We start from the raw sequence: 17,497 nt of genomic DNA, 5'->3' as shown, positions 1-17,497 counted from the left end.
GCGGAAACCTCCCTCATGTCGCTCTCCGAAAACTATTTCACCCGCGCCAACGAAATGCTCGCCCGCGCTTGGACGAGCAACGCGCCGACGATCGCGAAGCTCGCGCCGCTCATCGGCCGCTCCGTGGCGCAGGGTGGCGTGCTGCACACGTTCGGCAGCGGCCACAGCGAGCTGATCGCCCGCGAAATCATCGGCCGCGCCGGCGGGCTGGTCTGCGTCAACGGCATCATGGATCCCACCGCCGGTTTCGTGGAGAATCTCGTCGGCTACGGCACCCGGCTCATCGAGCGCCACGATCGCCAATACCAGCTCCTGTCTGGTGAAACGATCATCGTCATTTCCAACTCCGGCAAAAACTCCTCCCCGATTGAGATCGCCCTCTACGCGAAGAAGAAGGGCCTGACCGTCGTCGGTCTTACCGCGCTCTCGATGTCGACCACCTACGCCACGGTGCACCCGGATGGACGGAAACTGCACGAGGTCGCGGACTACGTGCTCGACAACACGGGTGTGCCGGGCGACGCGATCGTCGAGGTGCAGGATGGCATCAAAGCGGGTCCCACCTCGACGCTGATCGGCTGCTCGCTGCTGAACTGGCTGATGCTCGCCGTGATCGAGTGGCTCAAGACCAACGGTCATCCGCTGCCGATCCTGCGCAGCCAGAACGTTCCCGGCGCGATTGAACACAACCGCGCGCTCGCCGAGCGCTACAAGTCCCGGCTGAGCCGCCAACTCGCGTAATTTTTCTCCGTGGGCTCTCCTTCCTACAAAATCGGCATCGACGGCGGCGGCACCAAGACCGAGTGCATCCTCGTCGACGCCAGCGGTCGCATCGCCGCGCACCGGCTGGCGCCCGGCTGCAATCCCAGCGTCGTCGGCCAGGACCAGGCGCGGCTGATCGTCACCGACGCGCTCTGCGGGTTGCTCAACGCTGCGCGCAGCGAGAACCCCGCCGCTCACATTACCCAAACGCAGTTGTTCATGGCGGGCACCGCGCATTTCTGGAACGAGTTTGCCAGCAGTCTCACCGATTTCGGCGCCGTAACGGCCGGACCTGATTCGCTGCCGGTGCTGGAGTTGGCGACGGACGGGCAACCCGGGCTCGTGCTGCACTCGGGCACCGGCTCGTTCGTCGCTGCCCGCGACCGGAAAGGCGGCGTCCATTATGCCGGCGGTCTCGGCTGGCGCTTCGGCGATCCGGGCAGCGCCTATGATCTTGGCCGGCGGGCGATTTCACGCGCGCTACTCGAGCTGCAAGGCTGGCTGCCCACCTCGCGCATCGGGCCGACCGTGCGCGACTCGACCGGACTCGGCGAATCCGCCGACGCCAGCGCCGTCACCCGCTACTTTTACAGCGATCCGACGCCGAACCGCAAAATCGCCGCGCTCGCGCCGGCCGTCCTGCGGCTCGCCAGCGAAGGCGATCACAGCGCTCACGCCCTCATCGTCGAATCCGCCAGCGAACTCATCGATCTCGCCGCCCGCGTGGTGACGCATCTGTTTTCGGGTGTGCCCACCGACTCGCTTCGCGCCGGACTGAGCGGTCCGATCCTTACGCATCCGGTCGTGCGCGAGGTGCTCGCGCCGCGCTCACCGCTGCCGCTCGAACCCGTCACGGCGACGCCGATCGAAGGCGTCCGCCGGCTGCTGCTGCGCGAAGGATAGTTGGCCTGCGCCTGTCGGGTCGACCCCGGCGTCCCCCGCCGGGATGGCGCAGGTTCGCGGGCAGCGCCACTTCCCAGGACGGCCGGTTCACCCGGGCCGCGAACTGCAATTCTGTTCGCCAGCCGTTCGGCGGCGCGTTTGCTGGTCGCATGGGATTTTTCGATCGTCTCGCTGGAAAAAAGCCGTCGCCTCCCTCCGCCGCTGCGCCCACCCCCGCGCCCACGCCCTCCGCCGGCAACGGTGCGGAAACGCCCGGCGCGAGCGCGAAGGCCCAGTTAATCGCAGCGCGCGAACGGCTCGATGCGAACGACCTGCCCGGCGCGATGACGATCTACGAGCAGGTACTCGCCACCGCCGGCGACCGCGCCGACATCCTGGTGACCATTTCCGCCGACCTCGGCAGCACGGGCCACGTGCGCGAGATCGTCGAGCTGGTCGGCCCGCGCTATGACGCCGAGCGGCACGGCGCCGCCACCGGCATCAACCTGCTGCAGGCTTACCTCGTGCTCAAAGAGCCCGACGCCGCCCAGCACGTGCTCGACCTGTTGTTCGCCCTCAACCGTCCCGATCTGGAGGAGCGGCTCTTCGGCTTCTCCAACGCGATCGCCGAGCTACTGCAAGCCGAGCAGACCGCCGTCCCCGAGACAAACGGAGCCGCCGCGCCCAAGCCCGAGCCGACCAGCATCAACCTCGTCAGCATCAGCAAGCCCATCTGGTTTTACGGGCTCGAACCGCTCGCCGAACAAATCCTGCCGACGAAAGGCCCGCGGCTCCGGCGCGTGGCGTTTGCGCAGCTCTCGCTGCTCGGAATTCCAGATCCGCTCGCGCGCGCCAAGCAACCCGAGGACGAGCTCGGCCGGCTCAGCCGCGCGCTGCCGTTGTGGTTCGCGGAGACCTTCTACTTTTCACCGCACTACACCCCGATCGCCGCGGTCGGCTTGCTAGGCGAGCACTACGCGCTCTTCGGTGCCGAATGGACGAAGGAAAACCTGCAGCAGTTGATCAGCACCACGAAAGAAGGCCTCGATTACGTCTTCACCGGCGCCCTGCGGCAAACGGGCGACGCCTACGAGCTGCTCCTCCGCGTGTGGGAGGTCAAAAAACTGCGCGAGCGAAAACAATTCAGCGCGCGGTGGACGCGCGACACGGCCGACGCCGAGCTCGCGAAACTGCACGAGCAGGTCCGGCTGTTTATGGAGTGGACGGCCGAGAAAACCGGACTGGCCTACGCCGCGCCCGCGTCGCCCGCAGTGTGGCTCGATACGCTGGGCGCCTCGTTGTCGACCTTCCTGGCGGAGAAAAAACTTTTGCCGAATGAACAGCTCGCGGATCTCGAGGCCATTCTGAGCCGCGCGGCCATCGCCGCCAACACGAGCGAGAGTGCGTCGCTGGCTTTTCTCACCTTGCGGAACCGCACCGAGCGGCTCGCGCTCGCCGCGCGGCTGGACGCGGTGCTGGCGTCGTCGCCGCTGATCGCGCAGGCGCAGCAAACGCTCGGCGGTTGAGAACACCCGGCCCGCCGGGGCGTCGCTTGCCGCTGCGACGGGCTGAGCCCCGAACCTGCCGAGGGACGACGCTGCGTCCCTCCACGGTGCGCCCGTAAAAGCGGGCTGGGACGCGCCCGCGGCTGGCCGCGCCCTCCCTTGATTTCACTGCGCGCCGGCTGCAAGCTCCCCGCTCCATGCCTTACCGCACCGCCGATCTTCGCATCCGCGCGATCAAGCCACTCGTGCCGCCGGCCGCTCTGGCCGCGGACTTGCCGCTGCCGGAGGCTGCTGAGACGACCGTCGCCGAAGCCCGCAACGCCATCGCCGCGGTGCTGACGGGCCACGACGACCGGCTGATCGTCGTCGTGGGTCCGTGCTCGATCCACGATCCGGAGGCAGCGGTCGACTACGCCGGCCGGTTGCGCGAGATCGTGCCCCTCTACGCGTCCGAGTTGCTGATCGTGATGCGCGTCTATTTCGAGAAACCGCGCACCGTCGTCGGCTGGAAGGGCTTGATCAACGATCCCGATCGCGACGGCAGTTGCGAGATCAACCGCGGCCTGCGGCTGGCTCGCAAGCTGATGCTCGATGTCACAGCGCTCGGACTGCCGATCGCGACCGAGTTCCTGGATACCACGCTCGGCCAGTATTACGCTGAGCTCGTGTCGTGGGGCGGCATTGGCGCCCGCACGGTGGAGAGCCAGGTGCATCGCGAGCTCGCGTCCGGCCTGTCGATGCCGGTGGGCTTCAAGAACCGCACCGACGGCGACGTGCAGGTGGCGGTGAACGCGATCCGATCGGCGCGCCAGCCGCACTGGTTTCCCTCGCTCACGCGCGACGGCGTGCCGGCGATCATGGGCACGCGCGGCAACGAGCACGCGCATCTCGTCCTGCGCGGCGGCACGCGCGGACCGAATTTCCCCGCGGCCGAAGTGAGCGCGGCCGCCGCGCTGCTGCGGCAACACCAGCTTTCGCCTTACCTGATGGTCGACTGCAGCCATGCGAACAGCGGCAAGGATCCGGAGCGGCAGCCCGCCGTCGCTGCCGAGCTCGCGGCGCAGATCGCGGGCGGGCAGCAGGCGATCGCCGCGGTCATGCTCGAAAGCAACCTCGTCGGGGGCACGCAGGATTACCGCGCGACGCCGCTGATCTACGGCCGCAGTGTGACGGATGCGTGTCTCGCCTGGGAGAAAACGCTGCCGGTGTTCGCCACCCTCGCCGAGGCGGTGCGCACCCGACGCGCCCGAAAATAGCCGTGCGCGCGGCGAGCGCGGGCGCCATTCTCAAAGCCGCCTCCTCTGCCATGACGACCGCGGAAGAAATCATCGCTCACCTGCGCTCGTTGCGCAATCAGCGCAATATCGATGGCATGCGTCGGTTCGGCATTGCGCCCACCGGCGAGCAGCTGGGCATTGCAGCTCCGGTCCTCCGCGCGATCGCGCGCGAGCACCGGCGCGACCACGAGCTCGCGCTCGCGTTGTGGTCCAGCGGCATCCACGAGGCGCGAGGGTTGGCCACGCTGGTGGAGGATCCGCGGCAGGTCACGCGCGGCCAGGCGGAACGCTGGGTGCGCGACTGCGACAACTGGGCCGCAACCGACGCGCTCGCGTTCCTGCTGGATCGCACGCCCTTCGCCGAGGAAAAAGCCCACGCGTGGAGCACACGCAAAGCCGAGTTCGTGAAGCGCGCCGCATTTTCCATCATGGCCGGGATGGCCGTGCATCGGAAGGAGCTGCCCGATTCGGTGTTTCTCGGTTTCTTGCCGGTGATCGCCCGGGAAAGCACGGACGAACGGAATTTCGTACGCAAGGCGGTGAACTGGGCGCTGCGGCAGATCGGCAAACGCAACGCCCGGCTGCTCGGCGCAGCCATCGCGCAAGGGGTGAAGATCCAGCGGCTCGATTCCCGCGCCGCGCGCTGGATCGCCGCTGACGCCCTGCGCGAACTGCGGAGCCGGCGCTGAGCGCTGCTCATTCGCTGGCGGCAATGCGGGCCACGAGGCCCCGCGCCACACGCACGAGTTTTTCTTCCTCCGGCAGCAACACCGCGGGCTCCGAGAGCAGGAGGTATTTCTCCGCTTCATGAACGCGGCCGCCCGCCGCCGCCACAAACAGCCCGTGATAGAACGCGAGCGGGCTCTGCCGGCGATCGATGCTTCGGACATTATCGGTTATGGCCCGCGCTTCATCGGCCCGGCCTTGTTGCCACAACGCCAGCGCGCGAACGGTCCGGAGCAGGGCGTGGTCGGGATGTTGCAGCGACAACTCGTCGATATGCCCGCGCATCTCGGGCGTCGGACGGCGCGAGCCCAGCAGCGTGAGCAGAAGCAGGTTGCCCTCGACGGTCAGGTCGTCCGGCGCGGCCTGGTGCCATTCGCTGTAGACTTCCTGCAGCCGCGCCGTGTTGCGGTTCTGGCGGAAATGGTCGGCGAGCGCCTGGAACGCCCAGGCGCCCGGCGGTTGACGGCGCGCCTGCGCAAGGAGAATCGCCTGGCGTTGTGGCTCGCGACCCCAGGCCACGGCCAGCCGGTAAAGCACGCGCGAGGCGTCAGGATTGCCCGCCGCGGCGCGAATCGCCTGATCCCATGCCGCATGATCCATGCGCCGCGGTCCGATCTCCCGCTCGTGTAACACGCGATGCACGGTCCCGTTGTCAATCGGGCCCCAGGCGCCGGTCGCAATCAGCGGTAAAGCCCGGTCCCAATCGCCCCGCGCCGCGATGCAGTCGGCATGGGCTTGTTGCAGTTCCGGCGCCTGCCGTTCTGCATCAGGCAAGCGATCGAGCCACGCATCCGCCGCGTCGGCCCGCCCGCGCGCGATCAGCCAGCTGGTGAACAGGAGCGCATCCGCAGGCCGCGCTGCGGCCCGGACGGACAGCGACTCGCAGACTGCGGGAAAAGATTGGCGCCGGTAAAGGAGCTGGGTGTTCGCCCAAAGCAGCACGTCCGCAAACGGCGCCTCCGCCGGCTGCGCCGCCACCGCGCTCAGTCGCAACGCCGTATCCGCATCTCCCCGTCGCAGCGCGTCCGCGATCAGCTCGCGCTGGAGCTCGCGATCACCGGGCCGCGCCGCGAGCAGCTGCTGGAGCTCCTGGCGCGCGGCCGGCACTTCCGCGCGGTTGCCGAATCGCAGCCGCAGCATCGCCTGGTGGCTCGACAGGAGTGTCGGATCCGCCGCGCGGCCCAGTTCCTTTGTGAGTCGTTCGTCCGCGACATCGGAATAGTTGCTGGCAAACGCCACCGCCGCTTCCGCCATGGCGTGCTCATGAGACGGTGGTTCGAGCGCCGCCAGATCGAGCAGCGTGCGTTGCGCCGCCGGCAAATCACCGAAATGCAGTGCCGTGTTAATCAGCGCGAAACGGTGCGCGATCACCGCCGGCTCGTTGAACACGAGCTGCCGCCGTACTTCGATCGCATCGGAATCCTCCGCCTGTTCCAGAAACTCCGCCGCCAGCTGCCACGCGAGCGAGTTGGAGGGATCCGGCTGCAACGCGTCGCGCCACGCACGCGGTGCACCCGCGAAGAGCTCCGGCTCCGCTAGCGGAGTGATTGCCGCGTGCACGAACGTCGTGGAAAAGACCGCCGCCGCCGTGAGCACGGCGCAGCGCAAGCTACCCGCACGTGCGCGAGTCACCGGGGCGGGCGCCTGTCCGGCTGCCCGCAAAGGGAAGGTGTGTGGAGCTGGGACCAAACGCCGGCACGGTGCGTACAACCCTGTCGTATGCAAACGGCTGGCCCATTTGCTGACACGAATGGGTGCGGGTTTGCCTCACCGAACCGCTATGACTGCTCGGCGACCGCGAGCTGCCCGCAGCCGGCCGCGATGTCGATCCCGCGACGCTGCCGGACCGTACTCGGCAACGCGAACTCTCGCGAGAGGATCTCCTGAAACCGCCGCGCGGCCTCGGTCCGGCCAGGGGTCCCATCATAGCCGGCAGTGGGATTCAGCGGGATCAGGTTCACCTGCGCCGGCAATCCCCGGAGCAGCCGGCCGACCGCACGCGCGTGCGCCGCCGTATCGTTTCTTCCCTCGATCAAGGTCCATTCGTAGAACACCCGCCGGCCCGTCGTTTCGCTGTAGGTGCGGCACGCGGCCATCAGTTCGTCGAGCGGCCATTTTTTTGCCACCGGCACGAGCGCGGCGCGTTCCTCCTGATCCGCCGCGTGCAATGACACGGCGAGATGCACCGGTCGTTTTTCCGCCGCCAGCCGCAGGATCCCGGGCACCACGCCCACCGTGCTCAACGTGATCCGCTCCGCCCCCAGCGCGAGCCCGCCGTCGTCGCGGAGAATATCAACGGCACGCATCACGGCCTCGTAGTTGTGCAACGGTTCGCCCATGCCCATCAGCACCAGGTTGCGCAGTCGCGGCGTCGGCGGTGCCCGATGCCGGTCCGCCTCGTCCCTGGATTTCTCCCCCGCCTCCCGACCCGGCGAAGGGTCACGCATCACGTGACACTTTTCAAACGCGGCGGTGCGCAGCGCACGCGCCACGTGAACCGCTTGCGCAACGATTTCCCCCGCGGTCAAGTGACGCGTGTAGCCCATCTGGCCGGTCGCGCAGAACACGCAGCCCATCGCACAGCCGACCTGGCTCGACACGCACGCGGTGGCCCGGCCCGCGAAGCGCATCAACACGGTCTCGATGGCCGCGCCATCCGCGAGCTCGAGCAGATACTTGCGGGTGAAGCCGTCACGCGAATCCGTCTCGCGCGCAATCTTGAGATTGCCCACGCACATCTCGGCCTCGAGCCGGGCTCGCACCCGCGCCGGCAGCTCCGTCATCGCCCCGAACCCCTCCACCAGATCGAGATAAAGATAAGACCAGATCCGCGCCGCGTGCACCGGGTTGAGTTCACGGCGGCTCAACCAGAGCCGCAGCTCGGCGCGCGTGAAATCATAGAGGTTGGTGGGCGCGGAAGGACTCAAGGTGAAACGCCGAAGCAAAGGCGCGCCATTGGTCAGCGCAAGCCACGCGTCAGCTCCGCCCGCTGACCGGGCATCGATCGCGACAAAGAAATCCGCACCGCGCGCTCGCACGACGACATTTCCCGTTAAGAAGCGCACCGCTTGCACCGAATGAGGGCTCGAACGAAACCACGTTTCAGCCCATCTCCGGCACGCCGGCTGTTTCCCGGTCAGACCCGCGCTCCGCGCGCCTGCCGTATTCCTGTCTTCAGGCGGGCGCGAGCGGTCCGATAGGAAGAACGGTTTTGACCGCCGCTTCCCCCTGTGCCTCCCGTTGCCGCCAACGTTCGTACTGCCTCACGCGCAACCGCCTCCGCGCGCCGCGGTCCGGCTGATGCCAAGCGTCGGGTGGCCCGAAACCCAGCGAGCGACCGGGTGCTGCGCACGCTGGCCACCCTCTCTCATTCCGGAGTGCTGGTCACGGACGCCAGCGGCCACGTCACTTGGCTGAACCCGCGGTTCACCGAACAGACCGGGTATCCCGCGAACGAACTCGAGGGCCGGCGCTTGGACGTCGTGGTGCGGCTGCTGGCGCCGGATTCGGGGGTTGCGGCAGTCGTCGCCCGCGCGCTGGCCGCCGGTGAACCGCGCTCGTTCACGGTGGCCCAAGCCAGCCGGGACGGACGGGAAACGTGGATGCAGCTGGCGCTCGCCCCCGTGGTCCTGCGCAATGGTCGCAAGCAGGGTTTCGTGCTCGTGCAGGACGATCTCACCGAGAAACGAGAGCACTACGCGATGCTTCGGCAGGCGAACGCCGCGATGGAGGACCTCAACACCCAGTTCGAACACGCCATCGACCGTGCGCAGCAACTCGCCATGGAAGCCGCTGTCGCCAACCAGGCGAAGAGCGCGTTCCTCGCGATGATGAGCCACGAGATTCGCACGCCGCTCAACGGCGTCATTGGCATGACCGGCGTCCTCGAGGCGACCGAGCTCGACGACGAGCAGCGCGAATGTCTGCGCACGATCAAGATGTCCGGCGAGGCGTTGCTCGCGGTGGTCAACGACACGCTCGACTATTCCAAGATCGAAGCCGGCCGGCTGGAGCTCGAGCAGGTGGATTTCGATCTGCGCGGCTGCGCCGAGGAAGCGGCTGAGCTGCTCGCGGGCAAGGCCTTCGCGAAAAAGCTCGAGCTCGTCTGTGATGTCGCGGAGGACGCGCCGCGACGGATCATCGGTGATCCGGTGCGGCTGCGGCAGATCTTCGTCAACCTGCTCGGCAACGCGGTGAAATTCACGCCCGCCGGCGAGATCGTGCTGCAAATCCGCGTGCTCGAATTCGACGGCGAGGCGTATGCGCTGCAGCTCGGCGTGCGCGACACCGGCATCGGCATCGCCGCCGACAAACAGCACCGGCTCTTCCAAAGTTTCTCCCAGGTGGACTCGTCCACCACGCGCCAGTATGGCGGCACCGGTCTCGGCCTCGCCATCAGCAAGCGACTCGCCGAGCTGATGGGAGGCACCATGTGGGTCGAAAGCGAAGTCGGCCGCGGCTCCGCGTTTCTGTTCACCATCCGCGCCCGGCGCGCGGATCCGATCACGCGCCCGCCGCCGCCCCAGCCACTGAAAGGCCGCCGTGTGCTCGTCGTCGATGACAACGCCACGAGTCGCGACGTGCTCGCGCGACACCTGCGGTATTTCGGCGCCGAACCGATTTGCGTCGCGAGCACCACGGACGGAGACGCCCGGCTGGCGAATGGCGAACGCTTCGCGCTCGCGCTCGTGGACCAGCAGATGCCCGAGGGCGCGGGTGATGCGTGGGCGCGCGCGGTCGCCACGCGTGGCAAGCCCTGTCCGATCCTGCTGCTGCACGCCGTTGGCGAACGCACCAACGAGCCGGCGATCGATGGCATCGTGCACAAGCCGATCCGCCGGGAGTCGCTCGGCGAACGCGCCTCCCAAGTGCTCGGGGCGCGCATCAAACCGCTTGCCGTGCCCGCGCCGGTCGACGACACGCGCGGTATGGCCGTACGCATGCCGCTGCGAATTCTGATGGCGGAGGACAACGTGGTGAATCAGACGGTCGCGCGGCACCAGCTCGCCCGGCTCGGCTATGCCGTCGAGATGGTGCCCAACGGACTCGAGGCCGTCCTTCTCGCGACCGAACGCGATTTCGACGTGATTCTCATGGACGTGCAGATGCCCGAGCTTGACGGGTTCGAGGCGACCCGGCGGATCCGGGCGGTGCGTCCGCTCGACAGTCTGCCTTGGATCATCGCGCTGACCGCCGGGGTGGGAACGGCCGATCGCAGCGTCGCACGCACTGCCGGCATGAACGAGTACCTCGCCAAGCCGCTCCGGCACGAGACACTCCAACAGGCCTTGGCCCGCGCCTATGCGGAAGTTCAGATCCGTCGCCAGGCGGAGAACAAAGCCGGTCCGCGGCCGGCGGTGTAGCGATTCCAACCTTCCGGTCGCGGCTGCGGCGTTTGCTCAGCACCGCGTAGTGGACCGCGCCGCGTCCCGTGTCAGGTGCCGTAAAGCCGGTCGCCGAAGTCGCCGAGCCCCGGCAGAATGTATTTCCGGCTGTTGAGCTCGCGATCGACCGCCGCGGTGAAAATCGGCAACTCCGGATAGTGCTTGCGGACCTCCGCGATGCCTTCGGGAGCACTCACGATGCTGAGCAACCGCAGATCGGCCGCGCCTTGCGCGCGCAATGCGTCGAGCGCCTGCACCGCGGAGCCGCCGGTGGCGAGCATCGGATCGACCAGCAGCACGCGACTGTGCGCCGACAGCGGCGGCAGCTTGCAGTAATAGCTGCGGGCGATCGCTGTCGCGTGATCGCGCTCCAGTCCGATGTAGCCGACGCTCACGTCGGGAAAAAGATCGAGGAACGGCTGCACCATGCCCAGCCCGGCGCGCAGGATCGGCACGACGACGAGCGGCTGGTGCGCGAGCACCCGGCACGCTGCGCGCTCGAGCGGCGTTTCCACGTCCTTGATCTCGGTCGCCAGGTCGCGCGTCGCGTCGATCGCGAGCAGCAGGCTGATTTGATAGCACAGCGTACGAAACGTCGCCGGTTTCGTCGTCTTGTCGCGCAGGTGGGCGGTGACGTGTGCCGCGAGCGGATGATCGAGGACGTGCAGCATGGCTGCAGGCTTCCAAACCCCGTGCCGCCCGGCAATCGCGCAATTACCCGATCATGGCGTCAGCGTCAGGGTGTGGCGGGTTTCCCCCGGCAGCAGCGGTGTGCGTTCGCCATGGACCCATGCGGCATGGCCGGCGCGATAAAACGGTGACAGCGGGTGTCCACTCTGGCCGCCGGGCATCTCGAACAAGCCTTCCTCTTCGCGTCCGGGCGAAACCGCCAGTCGCATGCTCGCGCCAAAACTGGGATTCTGCACCCGTGGCATGTGCGTGTCGCCCGGCAGCGGATCCGCGGGCAAGTCGAGCCATCGCCCAATCCAGCCGGGCAGGACGCGGCTGAGCGGATGCCGGATCCGGGCCGTGTTGCGCCGCCCCCATGTCGCCTTCTCCAATGGCGTCCCGGTTTTTTCGATCTCGTCCACAACGCGATCCGCCGCCGCGAGCATCAAGGTGTCCCAGCTGTCGTGCTCAGGCGCGAGCAGGTGGAGCGGCTTTTCATGCAGCAGGGTCCACAGCGCGGGCTCGTAGTGAAAGTTTCGCCAGTTGAATTGCGGCGTCTGCGCCACGCAACGTGCGAAAATCGGCTCGAACACCATGTCGGCGGTCGTGGTTCGAAAGGCTCGCACGAGCCGATAGCTCACGGAATCGGTGGCGGCGCGCCCCTCCCACTGCTCGACGAGCCGCCGCAGTTCGGCGCGACTTTTTTTCTGCTGCACCGCCTCCGGCGTCAGCACGCTGAGCAGCAACTTTTGCCAGCGTTCGAGGAACACCGCGCGATCATCCAGCGCCAGCGCCAGGAAATCCGCGGGCGTCGCCCGCTTTATCGCCAGCAGGTCGTCGCGCACCTGCTGGGCGCGCATCGGCGCCATGTAGCCGCCATCGCCAAGTCGCGCCAGCGCGTCGCCGCCGACGAGTCGGTTGTTCGCCGTCCACAACCGACCCGCCTGCGCCCGCGGCTCGAGCGTCGCTCCGCCCGACAAGCGCGCAGACGTCTCGCCCGGCGTGAGGATGACCGTCGGCACCTCGTCCGGCGGAAGCAGACCATTCCAGCGGCGGTCACCAAATGTCCATGACACGGGCAGCCGTCCGCTGAATCCCACGCGGCGCGGCACCCGGCCGACGATCGTCCAGCCAATGCTGCCCGCGGCGTCAGCGACGAGAAAATTATGCGCTGGAATGCCGGACTCGTGCGCCACGGCGACGGCGTCCGCCACCGTGGCAGCGTTTTCCAAATTGAAAAACTTCAGGTTGGTCGCCGTCGGGTCGTGCGCCACCCAGCGATGCGCGAGAGGCCGGCCGCGCTGATCCTCGCCCACGATCGGGCCCCACACGGCCCACTGCGATTCGACGCTCGCGGGTTGGCCGCCGCGCACCGCAATCTCATCCGTGTGTTTCTCGATCTGCGCCAATTCTTCGGCGCCGGGCACGCGGTAGAGATCGCGCGCCGTCGGATTCAGATCGAGCGGGATGAGATCATTCGTGTCGGCGAAGGACGTGGTCATGCCCCACGCCACGTGGCCGTTGCTGCCCAGCACGAGGAAGGGCACGCCCGGAATCGTAACCCCCACGAGCCGGTGCCGTGCGCCGGCGGACGCGTTCACCGGCCACTGCATCACGACGCGATACCAGATGTTCGGCACGCCCAGGTTCAAGTGGGGATCGTTGCCCAGCAAGGCGGCGCCAGTCGCGGTATGCGCGCCGGTGACCGCGATGCTGTTGCTGCCGGGAAGAAAATCGCCGTCCGCCCAGAGTGCCTCGGTGCGGGGCCAGACGCGGGTGGAGCTCAGCGCGACCCCCGGCTCCGCGGCGCCCTCGCGGAGGTTCACCGCGTTGGGGCCGGGGATCGGTGGCAGCGCGGCGGTCGTGCCATCAAGCGCGGCATCTTCCGGCGAAAACAACGGCGCAAAAAACGACACGGCGTCGGAGCCGAACTGGTCGCGCAAGGTCATGAGCGAGAGTTCGCGGGTGTTCAGCTCGTCCTGCAGATCGAGGACCATGGCGTAGACAACCAACACGCTGTCCTCCGGCTGCCACGGCTGCGGATCCTCGCGGAAAAGGAAATACTCGAACGGCTTCTCGTGCAGCGCGGCGAGTCCGCTGTTCACGCCGGCCGCGTAGGCTTCGATCACCGCGCGGTGCGCGGGGTCCGCGGCCGCGAGGACCTGCTGCGCGAGCTGGCGGAACCGGTGCGGCCGCGCCAACTGGTCGAGCGGCACCGCGGCCTTGCCGAAAAGCGCGGCCAGCTCTCCTGCTGATCGCCGCCGCAACAGGTCCATTTGAAAGAAGCGATCCTGGGCGTGCAGGAACCCGAGCGCCCGCGCCACGTCGAGCCGGTTCGCGCCCTGGACCGTGGGCACGCCGAGTGCGTCGCGCGTGATCTGCACCGGTGCCGTGAGCCCGGCCACGGCGCGCGTGCCGTCCAGCTGCGCCAGGCTTCCGCGCATCTGCCAGTAAAACCAGCCGGCGGCGGCGAGCGCCACGAGCAGCACGACACTCAGCAGACCCGCGAGCAGGCGGACGAATCGGGCGACACCAGGATGCATAAGCTGGGAAAAAGGAAAACCGGCGCACCTTCGCCGGATCGCGCTAGAGATGCAGGGCGCGACGGATTTGGTCGACGATTTCCGCCGGGGTCGCAGCGACGTCGACGGTGAGCGCATGCTTGGGCGGCTCCAGGGTCGCGAGTTGGCTGTCGAGCATCTGCGCCCGCATGTAATGGCCGGATCGTGACGCCAGACGCGAGCGGATGAGCTCCGGCGAGCCGTGCAGGTGTACCCACTTTATCGCGTCGGAATTGCCGCGCAGCTGGGCTCGATAGCTCGCTTTCAGCGCCGAGCACGCGATCACCACATTCTTCCCGGAGGCGAGGCACTCCTCGATATGCTGTCGCAGCGCTGTGAGCCAGGGCGCGCGGTCCGCGTCGTTCAACGGGTGCCCCGCCGCCATCTTGGCCTTGTTGGCTGCCGAATGAAAATCATCGGCGTCGGCGAAGCTCCAGCCGAGTTCGCGGGCGAGCAGCTTGCCCACCGTCGTCTTGCCACTGCCCGACACGCCCATCAGCAGAATGATCATGGATGTGCGGTCCGCGATGGCTTCCTGCGGCTGTCAGCAGGATCCGCGAGGTGGTTCACGAGGTGGAATGGGGCAGGCATGCGTCGACGGTCCAACCACGACAGTGGCAGGAGGACGTCGCATTTCAACCCGCGCGCCACGCAAACGTGCCGCGGACCGCGGCCGGATCCGCCCCGGCTTCAATGGTCCGCCGAAATCAATCCCGTCCGCAAGGCGTAGCGCACCACCCCGGCGACATCATGCAAACCGAGCCGCGCCATGAGGTGCATCCGGTGCGTCTCGATCGTCTTCACGCTCAGGTTGAGCAGAAACGCGATTTCCTTCGTGCTGCGCCCCTCCGCGATCAGCTGGACGATTTCGCGCATCCGCGGCGTGAGTGCCTTGGTCGGTTCCGCGCGCGGGTCCTGTTCCTGCTGCCGGAACCGCGCGAGCACGCTCTTGGAAATCGACGGGCTCAGGTAGGTTTCGCCTTTGCGCACGGCATTGAGCGCCAGCTGCAGCTCGGCCGTGGCGGCGTCCTTGAGCAAATAGCCGGTGGCGCCGGCGCGCAACGCCTGCAGCACGTAATCCTCGGCGGTGTGCATCGACAGGATGAGCACCTTCGTGCGGGGATGCTCGCGCGCGATGCGTGCCGTCGCGTCGAAGCCGTTCAGCCCCGGCATGGTGATATCCATGATCGCGATATCGGGGGCAAAGGTGTGGACGAGCGTGACCGTTTCCCGCCCGTCGCCCGCCTCGCCGACGATGGTCACCCCCGGCAGTTTCTCGAGCAGCGTGCGGATGCCCGCACGGACCAGCGCATGATCGTCCGCCAAAACTATTTTCAGAGGAGCAGGCACGCCTCAAACTAGCCGAGATCCGGGGGGGATGGACAGCGGAAAAATCGCTTCGATCTCGGTGCCGCGTCCCGGTGCGGAGAGCAGGGTAAGAGTGCCGCCGGCGAGCAACGCCCGCTCGTGCATGCCCAGCAGCCCGAGACTGCCGCCTCGTTCCGCGCGCCCCCGCGCACTCGTGGCGTCGAAGCCCACGCCATCATCCTGCACCCGCAGCCGGAGTTTCTGATCCTGCACCGTCAGCGTCAAATGCACCCCTTGTGCCCGGGCGTGCCGCAGGGCGTTGGTGAGCGCCTCCTGCGCGATGCGGAAGCAGGCGGTTTCCAGGGTCGGGTCGAACCGCGCCAGCTCGGGATCCGTCGCGAGGTGCACGCGGGGACCGCCGGTGTGTGATTGGTGCTGGTGCAACAACCAGTGCAACGCGGGAACGAGTCCGAGATCGTCCAACAGCGGTGGACGCAGATTGAGCGAAAGCGAACGAACTTGGGCGAGCAACCGGTCGAGCAGCGCCACGGGCTCCTTCAGCCGCCCGGCAACGCGGCCGCATTCCGGCAGCAGCACGGTGGATTGCAGATGGATCTTGGCCACCGTCAGCACCTGCCCGATCTCGTCGTGCAGCTCCCGCGCGAGGCTGCGTCGCTCCATTTCCTGCACGTTGAGCAAACGCCGCGACAGCTGCTGCAGTCGTGCCGACGTGCTCGCGATGTCCGCTTGCTGCTGCTTCAACTGCGTCACATCGATCTGTGCGCCGACCATCCGCCGCGGCTCGCCCGGGTCGTCCGTTTCCAGCGCGGCGTGCAGCAGAAAACACCGCCAGCTGCCGTCCTTGTGTTTCAGCCGATACTCGACGTTGAAGTCCGGCCACGGCGCGGCGAGATAGCGGGCGGTCAACGTGTGGAGGTTCGCGAGGTCATCGGGGTGACAGCGCGAGAACCACTCGGCCGCGTCCTCGCCGATCTCGTTTTCCGCATAGCCGATCTGCGCCTTCCAGCGGGCGGAGAACTCCATGTGCCCCGTGCCCACCTCCCACGACCACAAACCGATCCGGCCCGCCTCGAGCGCGGTCTTCAGCCGCTGATCGCTCGCCCCGAGCGCGGCGAGCAGCTGTCGCCGGTCCGCCAGCTCCGTCCGGGCCCGCAGTCCGGCCACGGCGAGTTCGTGCCGATCGATCGCGAGATCGATGCGCAGCGCGAGCTCCGCCGCGTGCCGTCGCGGCGCGACGACGAAATCGCTCGCACCATGACTGAAGGCGGCGGCCACTGCTTCCTCCGCCGAGGAATCGGCCAGCACGATGATCGGCAGGTGAAAACCGCGATCGCGCGCCGTCTTGATCAGTTCGAAGCAGTCGTTGGCCGGTGGCCGGTGCAGACCGAGCACCAGGTCGTATTCCTCGCCGGTGACCAGGGCCTCGAGCCCGCTGCTCCGATTGGCCGCGGTTTTGATCGCGAGGTGCGGCGCGCGGCGCGCCAGCAGCCGCACCAGCATTTCCGCCTCCGCGGGATCGTCGTCGACCAGCAGAATCCGCCGCGGGCGCGAACGCGCGCGCGCCAACGCCGGTTGCAGCCGGTGTCGTTCGATCGCGTCGCGCAGCCGCTGCGGGAGCGACTCGAGATAACCAAGGCGGCGCGACACGAAATCGTCGGCCCCGAGTCGCAGCGCCTGCGCGGCAAACTCCGTGTCGCCGATCCCCCCAATGAGCACGAGCGGTGTATCGATGCTCTCCAGTGCGAGCAGCTTCAGCACCTCGAGGGCATCCATGTCCCGTACCCGCCGGTCGATGAGCAGGGCCGCGTGCCGCCGGGCCCGTGCGCGCGTGATGAATTCCTCCGCCCGGTCCACCACCTCGAGCGTGATCTCCGGGGCCACGCGCGTGAAATGCGCCCGCGTCAAATCCGCGTCGAGGGGGTTGTCCTCGGCGTAGAGCACGCGAAAACCAGGACGCATGACGCGAGTGTCTGCGGTCGAACGCCGGGACTGCAACCCCGCAAGTCGCCCGCACCGTCACGGCCCCCGCAGCGCCGAACGGCTCAGTCGTGCAAAAAATAAAGGGCGGTGCAGATCAGCCCGCAGCCGACCGTCGGCGCGTTCACCCACAGCGGGCTGAATCCCATGTGGTATTTGTCGATCAGCCAGACCACCAGCGCGCACTTGCCGGCGATCGCCAGCCAGCAGCCCAGGATCAGCTTCTCGACGCCCGGATGGGGCGCGCGGATCTGCTCCACCAGCCGGACTTCCTCAATGAAGCGACAGCTGCTTTCGGGCGGAGGACGCCCGGAGACGGCCTGGAGCAGATTGTGAAACATGCAGCGGCTCACCTTAGCCGCCGCGGTCGAAACGCAAGCGACGGCGGCCAAGCGCGAACCGTGCGATTTGCGAGCGGCGCAACT

Annotated in this window: 14 protein-coding genes; 6 read left to right on the top strand and 8 right to left on the bottom strand. The window is 67.7% G+C overall.

What is annotated here, in order from left to right:
- Positions 1-15: 15 nt before the first annotated feature.
- The 5 genes from OTER_RS04240 (at position 16) to OTER_RS04220 (ending at position 5,115) form a co-directional block, all read left to right on the top strand.
- Entirely contained in the window at positions 16-741 is a 726-nt protein-coding gene (locus tag OTER_RS04240) for a sugar isomerase domain-containing protein (RefSeq protein WP_012373666.1), read from the top strand.
- A gap of 9 nt (positions 742-750) precedes the next feature.
- The gene (locus OTER_RS04235) at positions 751-1,665 is read left to right on the top strand and encodes an N-acetylglucosamine kinase (protein WP_012373665.1); all 915 of its coding nucleotides are present in this window, start codon (positions 751-753) and stop codon (positions 1,663-1,665) included.
- A 149-nt stretch (positions 1,666-1,814) separates the two neighbouring features.
- Positions 1,815-3,170: a hypothetical protein gene (locus tag OTER_RS04230; protein WP_012373664.1), complete on the top strand. Its 1,356-nt coding sequence runs from the start codon at positions 1,815-1,817 to the stop codon at positions 3,168-3,170.
- A 176-nt stretch (positions 3,171-3,346) separates the two neighbouring features.
- Entirely contained in the window at positions 3,347-4,405 is a 1,059-nt protein-coding gene (locus tag OTER_RS04225; protein ID WP_012373663.1) for a 3-deoxy-7-phosphoheptulonate synthase, read from the top strand.
- Positions 4,406-4,455: 50 nt separating this feature from the next.
- Entirely contained in the window at positions 4,456-5,115 is a 660-nt protein-coding gene (locus OTER_RS04220; protein WP_012373662.1) for a DNA alkylation repair protein, read from the top strand.
- A 7-nt stretch (positions 5,116-5,122) separates the two neighbouring features.
- On the opposite strand, the gene OTER_RS04215 is transcribed toward OTER_RS04220, so the two are convergent.
- Positions 5,123-6,784 carry a hypothetical protein gene (locus tag OTER_RS04215; protein WP_012373661.1) on the bottom strand — a complete coding sequence of 554 codons (1,662 nt, stop codon included), beginning with the start codon at positions 6,782-6,784 and terminating at the stop codon, positions 5,123-5,125.
- Positions 6,785-6,930: 146 nt separating this feature from the next.
- Positions 6,931-8,079, bottom strand: coding sequence for a 23S rRNA (adenine(2503)-C(2))-methyltransferase RlmN (gene rlmN / locus OTER_RS04210; protein WP_044892139.1), 1,149 nt, complete (start codon positions 8,077-8,079; stop codon positions 6,931-6,933).
- Between the two features lie 387 nt (positions 8,080-8,466).
- Here rlmN and OTER_RS04205 point away from each other — a divergent pair, with 387 nt between their 5' ends.
- Positions 8,467-10,515 (top strand): response regulator, encoded by a 2,049-nt coding sequence (locus tag OTER_RS04205; protein WP_012373659.1) that lies wholly within the window; start codon positions 8,467-8,469, stop codon positions 10,513-10,515.
- Between the two features lie 71 nt (positions 10,516-10,586).
- Here OTER_RS04205 and upp read toward each other — a convergent pair whose 3' ends face one another.
- The 6 genes from upp to OTER_RS24920 all read right to left on the bottom strand — a co-directional run bounded on the left by upp (position 10,587) and on the right by OTER_RS24920 (position 17,413).
- Positions 10,587-11,207 (bottom strand): uracil phosphoribosyltransferase, encoded by a 621-nt coding sequence (upp, locus tag OTER_RS04200; protein ID WP_012373658.1) that lies wholly within the window; start codon positions 11,205-11,207, stop codon positions 10,587-10,589.
- 51 nt (positions 11,208-11,258) lie between these two features.
- The gene (locus tag OTER_RS04195; protein ID WP_012373657.1) at positions 11,259-13,748 is read right to left on the bottom strand and encodes a penicillin acylase family protein; all 2,490 of its coding nucleotides are present in this window, start codon (positions 13,746-13,748) and stop codon (positions 11,259-11,261) included.
- A gap of 43 nt (positions 13,749-13,791) precedes the next feature.
- Positions 13,792-14,277 (bottom strand): gluconokinase, encoded by a 486-nt coding sequence (locus tag OTER_RS04190; protein WP_044891555.1) that lies wholly within the window; start codon positions 14,275-14,277, stop codon positions 13,792-13,794.
- A 179-nt stretch (positions 14,278-14,456) separates the two neighbouring features.
- On the bottom strand, positions 14,457-15,116 hold the full coding sequence (locus OTER_RS04185; RefSeq protein WP_012373655.1) for a response regulator: 660 nt from the start codon (positions 15,114-15,116) through the stop codon (positions 14,457-14,459).
- Positions 15,117-15,119: 3 nt separating this feature from the next.
- Positions 15,120-17,054, bottom strand: coding sequence for a hybrid sensor histidine kinase/response regulator (locus OTER_RS04180; RefSeq protein ID WP_012373654.1), 1,935 nt, complete (start codon positions 17,052-17,054; stop codon positions 15,120-15,122).
- Positions 17,055-17,137: 83 nt separating this feature from the next.
- Complete coding sequence (locus tag OTER_RS24920) at positions 17,138-17,413, bottom strand: hypothetical protein (protein ID WP_012373653.1); 276 nt, start codon at positions 17,411-17,413, stop codon at positions 17,138-17,140.
- Positions 17,414-17,497: the final 84 nt, after the last annotated feature.

The organism is Opitutus terrae PB90-1, from assembly GCF_000019965.1.
GTDB classification, from domain to species: domain Bacteria; phylum Verrucomicrobiota; class Verrucomicrobiia; order Opitutales; family Opitutaceae; genus Opitutus; species Opitutus terrae.
This window is presented reverse-complemented; position numbering and strand designations above follow the sequence as displayed.

What these genes read in the sequence shown, in the direction of transcription:
- OTER_RS04230 (WP_012373664.1), top strand. Translation starts at nt 1,815, where the DNA reads ATGGGATTTTTCGATCGTCTCGCTGGAAAAAAGCCGTCGCCTCCCTCC.
- OTER_RS04225 (WP_012373663.1), top strand. Translation starts at nt 3,347, where the DNA reads ATGCCTTACCGCACCGCCGATCTTCGCATCCGCGCGATCAAGCCACTC.
- upp (WP_012373658.1), bottom strand. Translation starts at nt 11,207, where the DNA reads ATGCTGCACGTCCTCGATCATCCGCTCGCGGCACACGTCACCGCCCAC.
- OTER_RS04220 (WP_012373662.1), top strand. Translation starts at nt 4,456, where the DNA reads ATGACGACCGCGGAAGAAATCATCGCTCACCTGCGCTCGTTGCGCAAT.
- OTER_RS24920 (WP_012373653.1), bottom strand. Translation starts at nt 17,413, where the DNA reads ATGTTTCACAATCTGCTCCAGGCCGTCTCCGGGCGTCCTCCGCCCGAA.
- OTER_RS04195 (WP_012373657.1), bottom strand. Translation starts at nt 13,748, where the DNA reads ATGCATCCTGGTGTCGCCCGATTCGTCCGCCTGCTCGCGGGTCTGCTG.
- OTER_RS04180 (WP_012373654.1), bottom strand. Translation starts at nt 17,054, where the DNA reads ATGCGTCCTGGTTTTCGCGTGCTCTACGCCGAGGACAACCCCCTCGAC.
- OTER_RS04240 (WP_012373666.1), top strand. Translation starts at nt 16, where the DNA reads ATGTCGCTCTCCGAAAACTATTTCACCCGCGCCAACGAAATGCTCGCC.
- OTER_RS04190 (WP_044891555.1), bottom strand. Translation starts at nt 14,277, where the DNA reads ATGATCATTCTGCTGATGGGCGTGTCGGGCAGTGGCAAGACGACGGTG.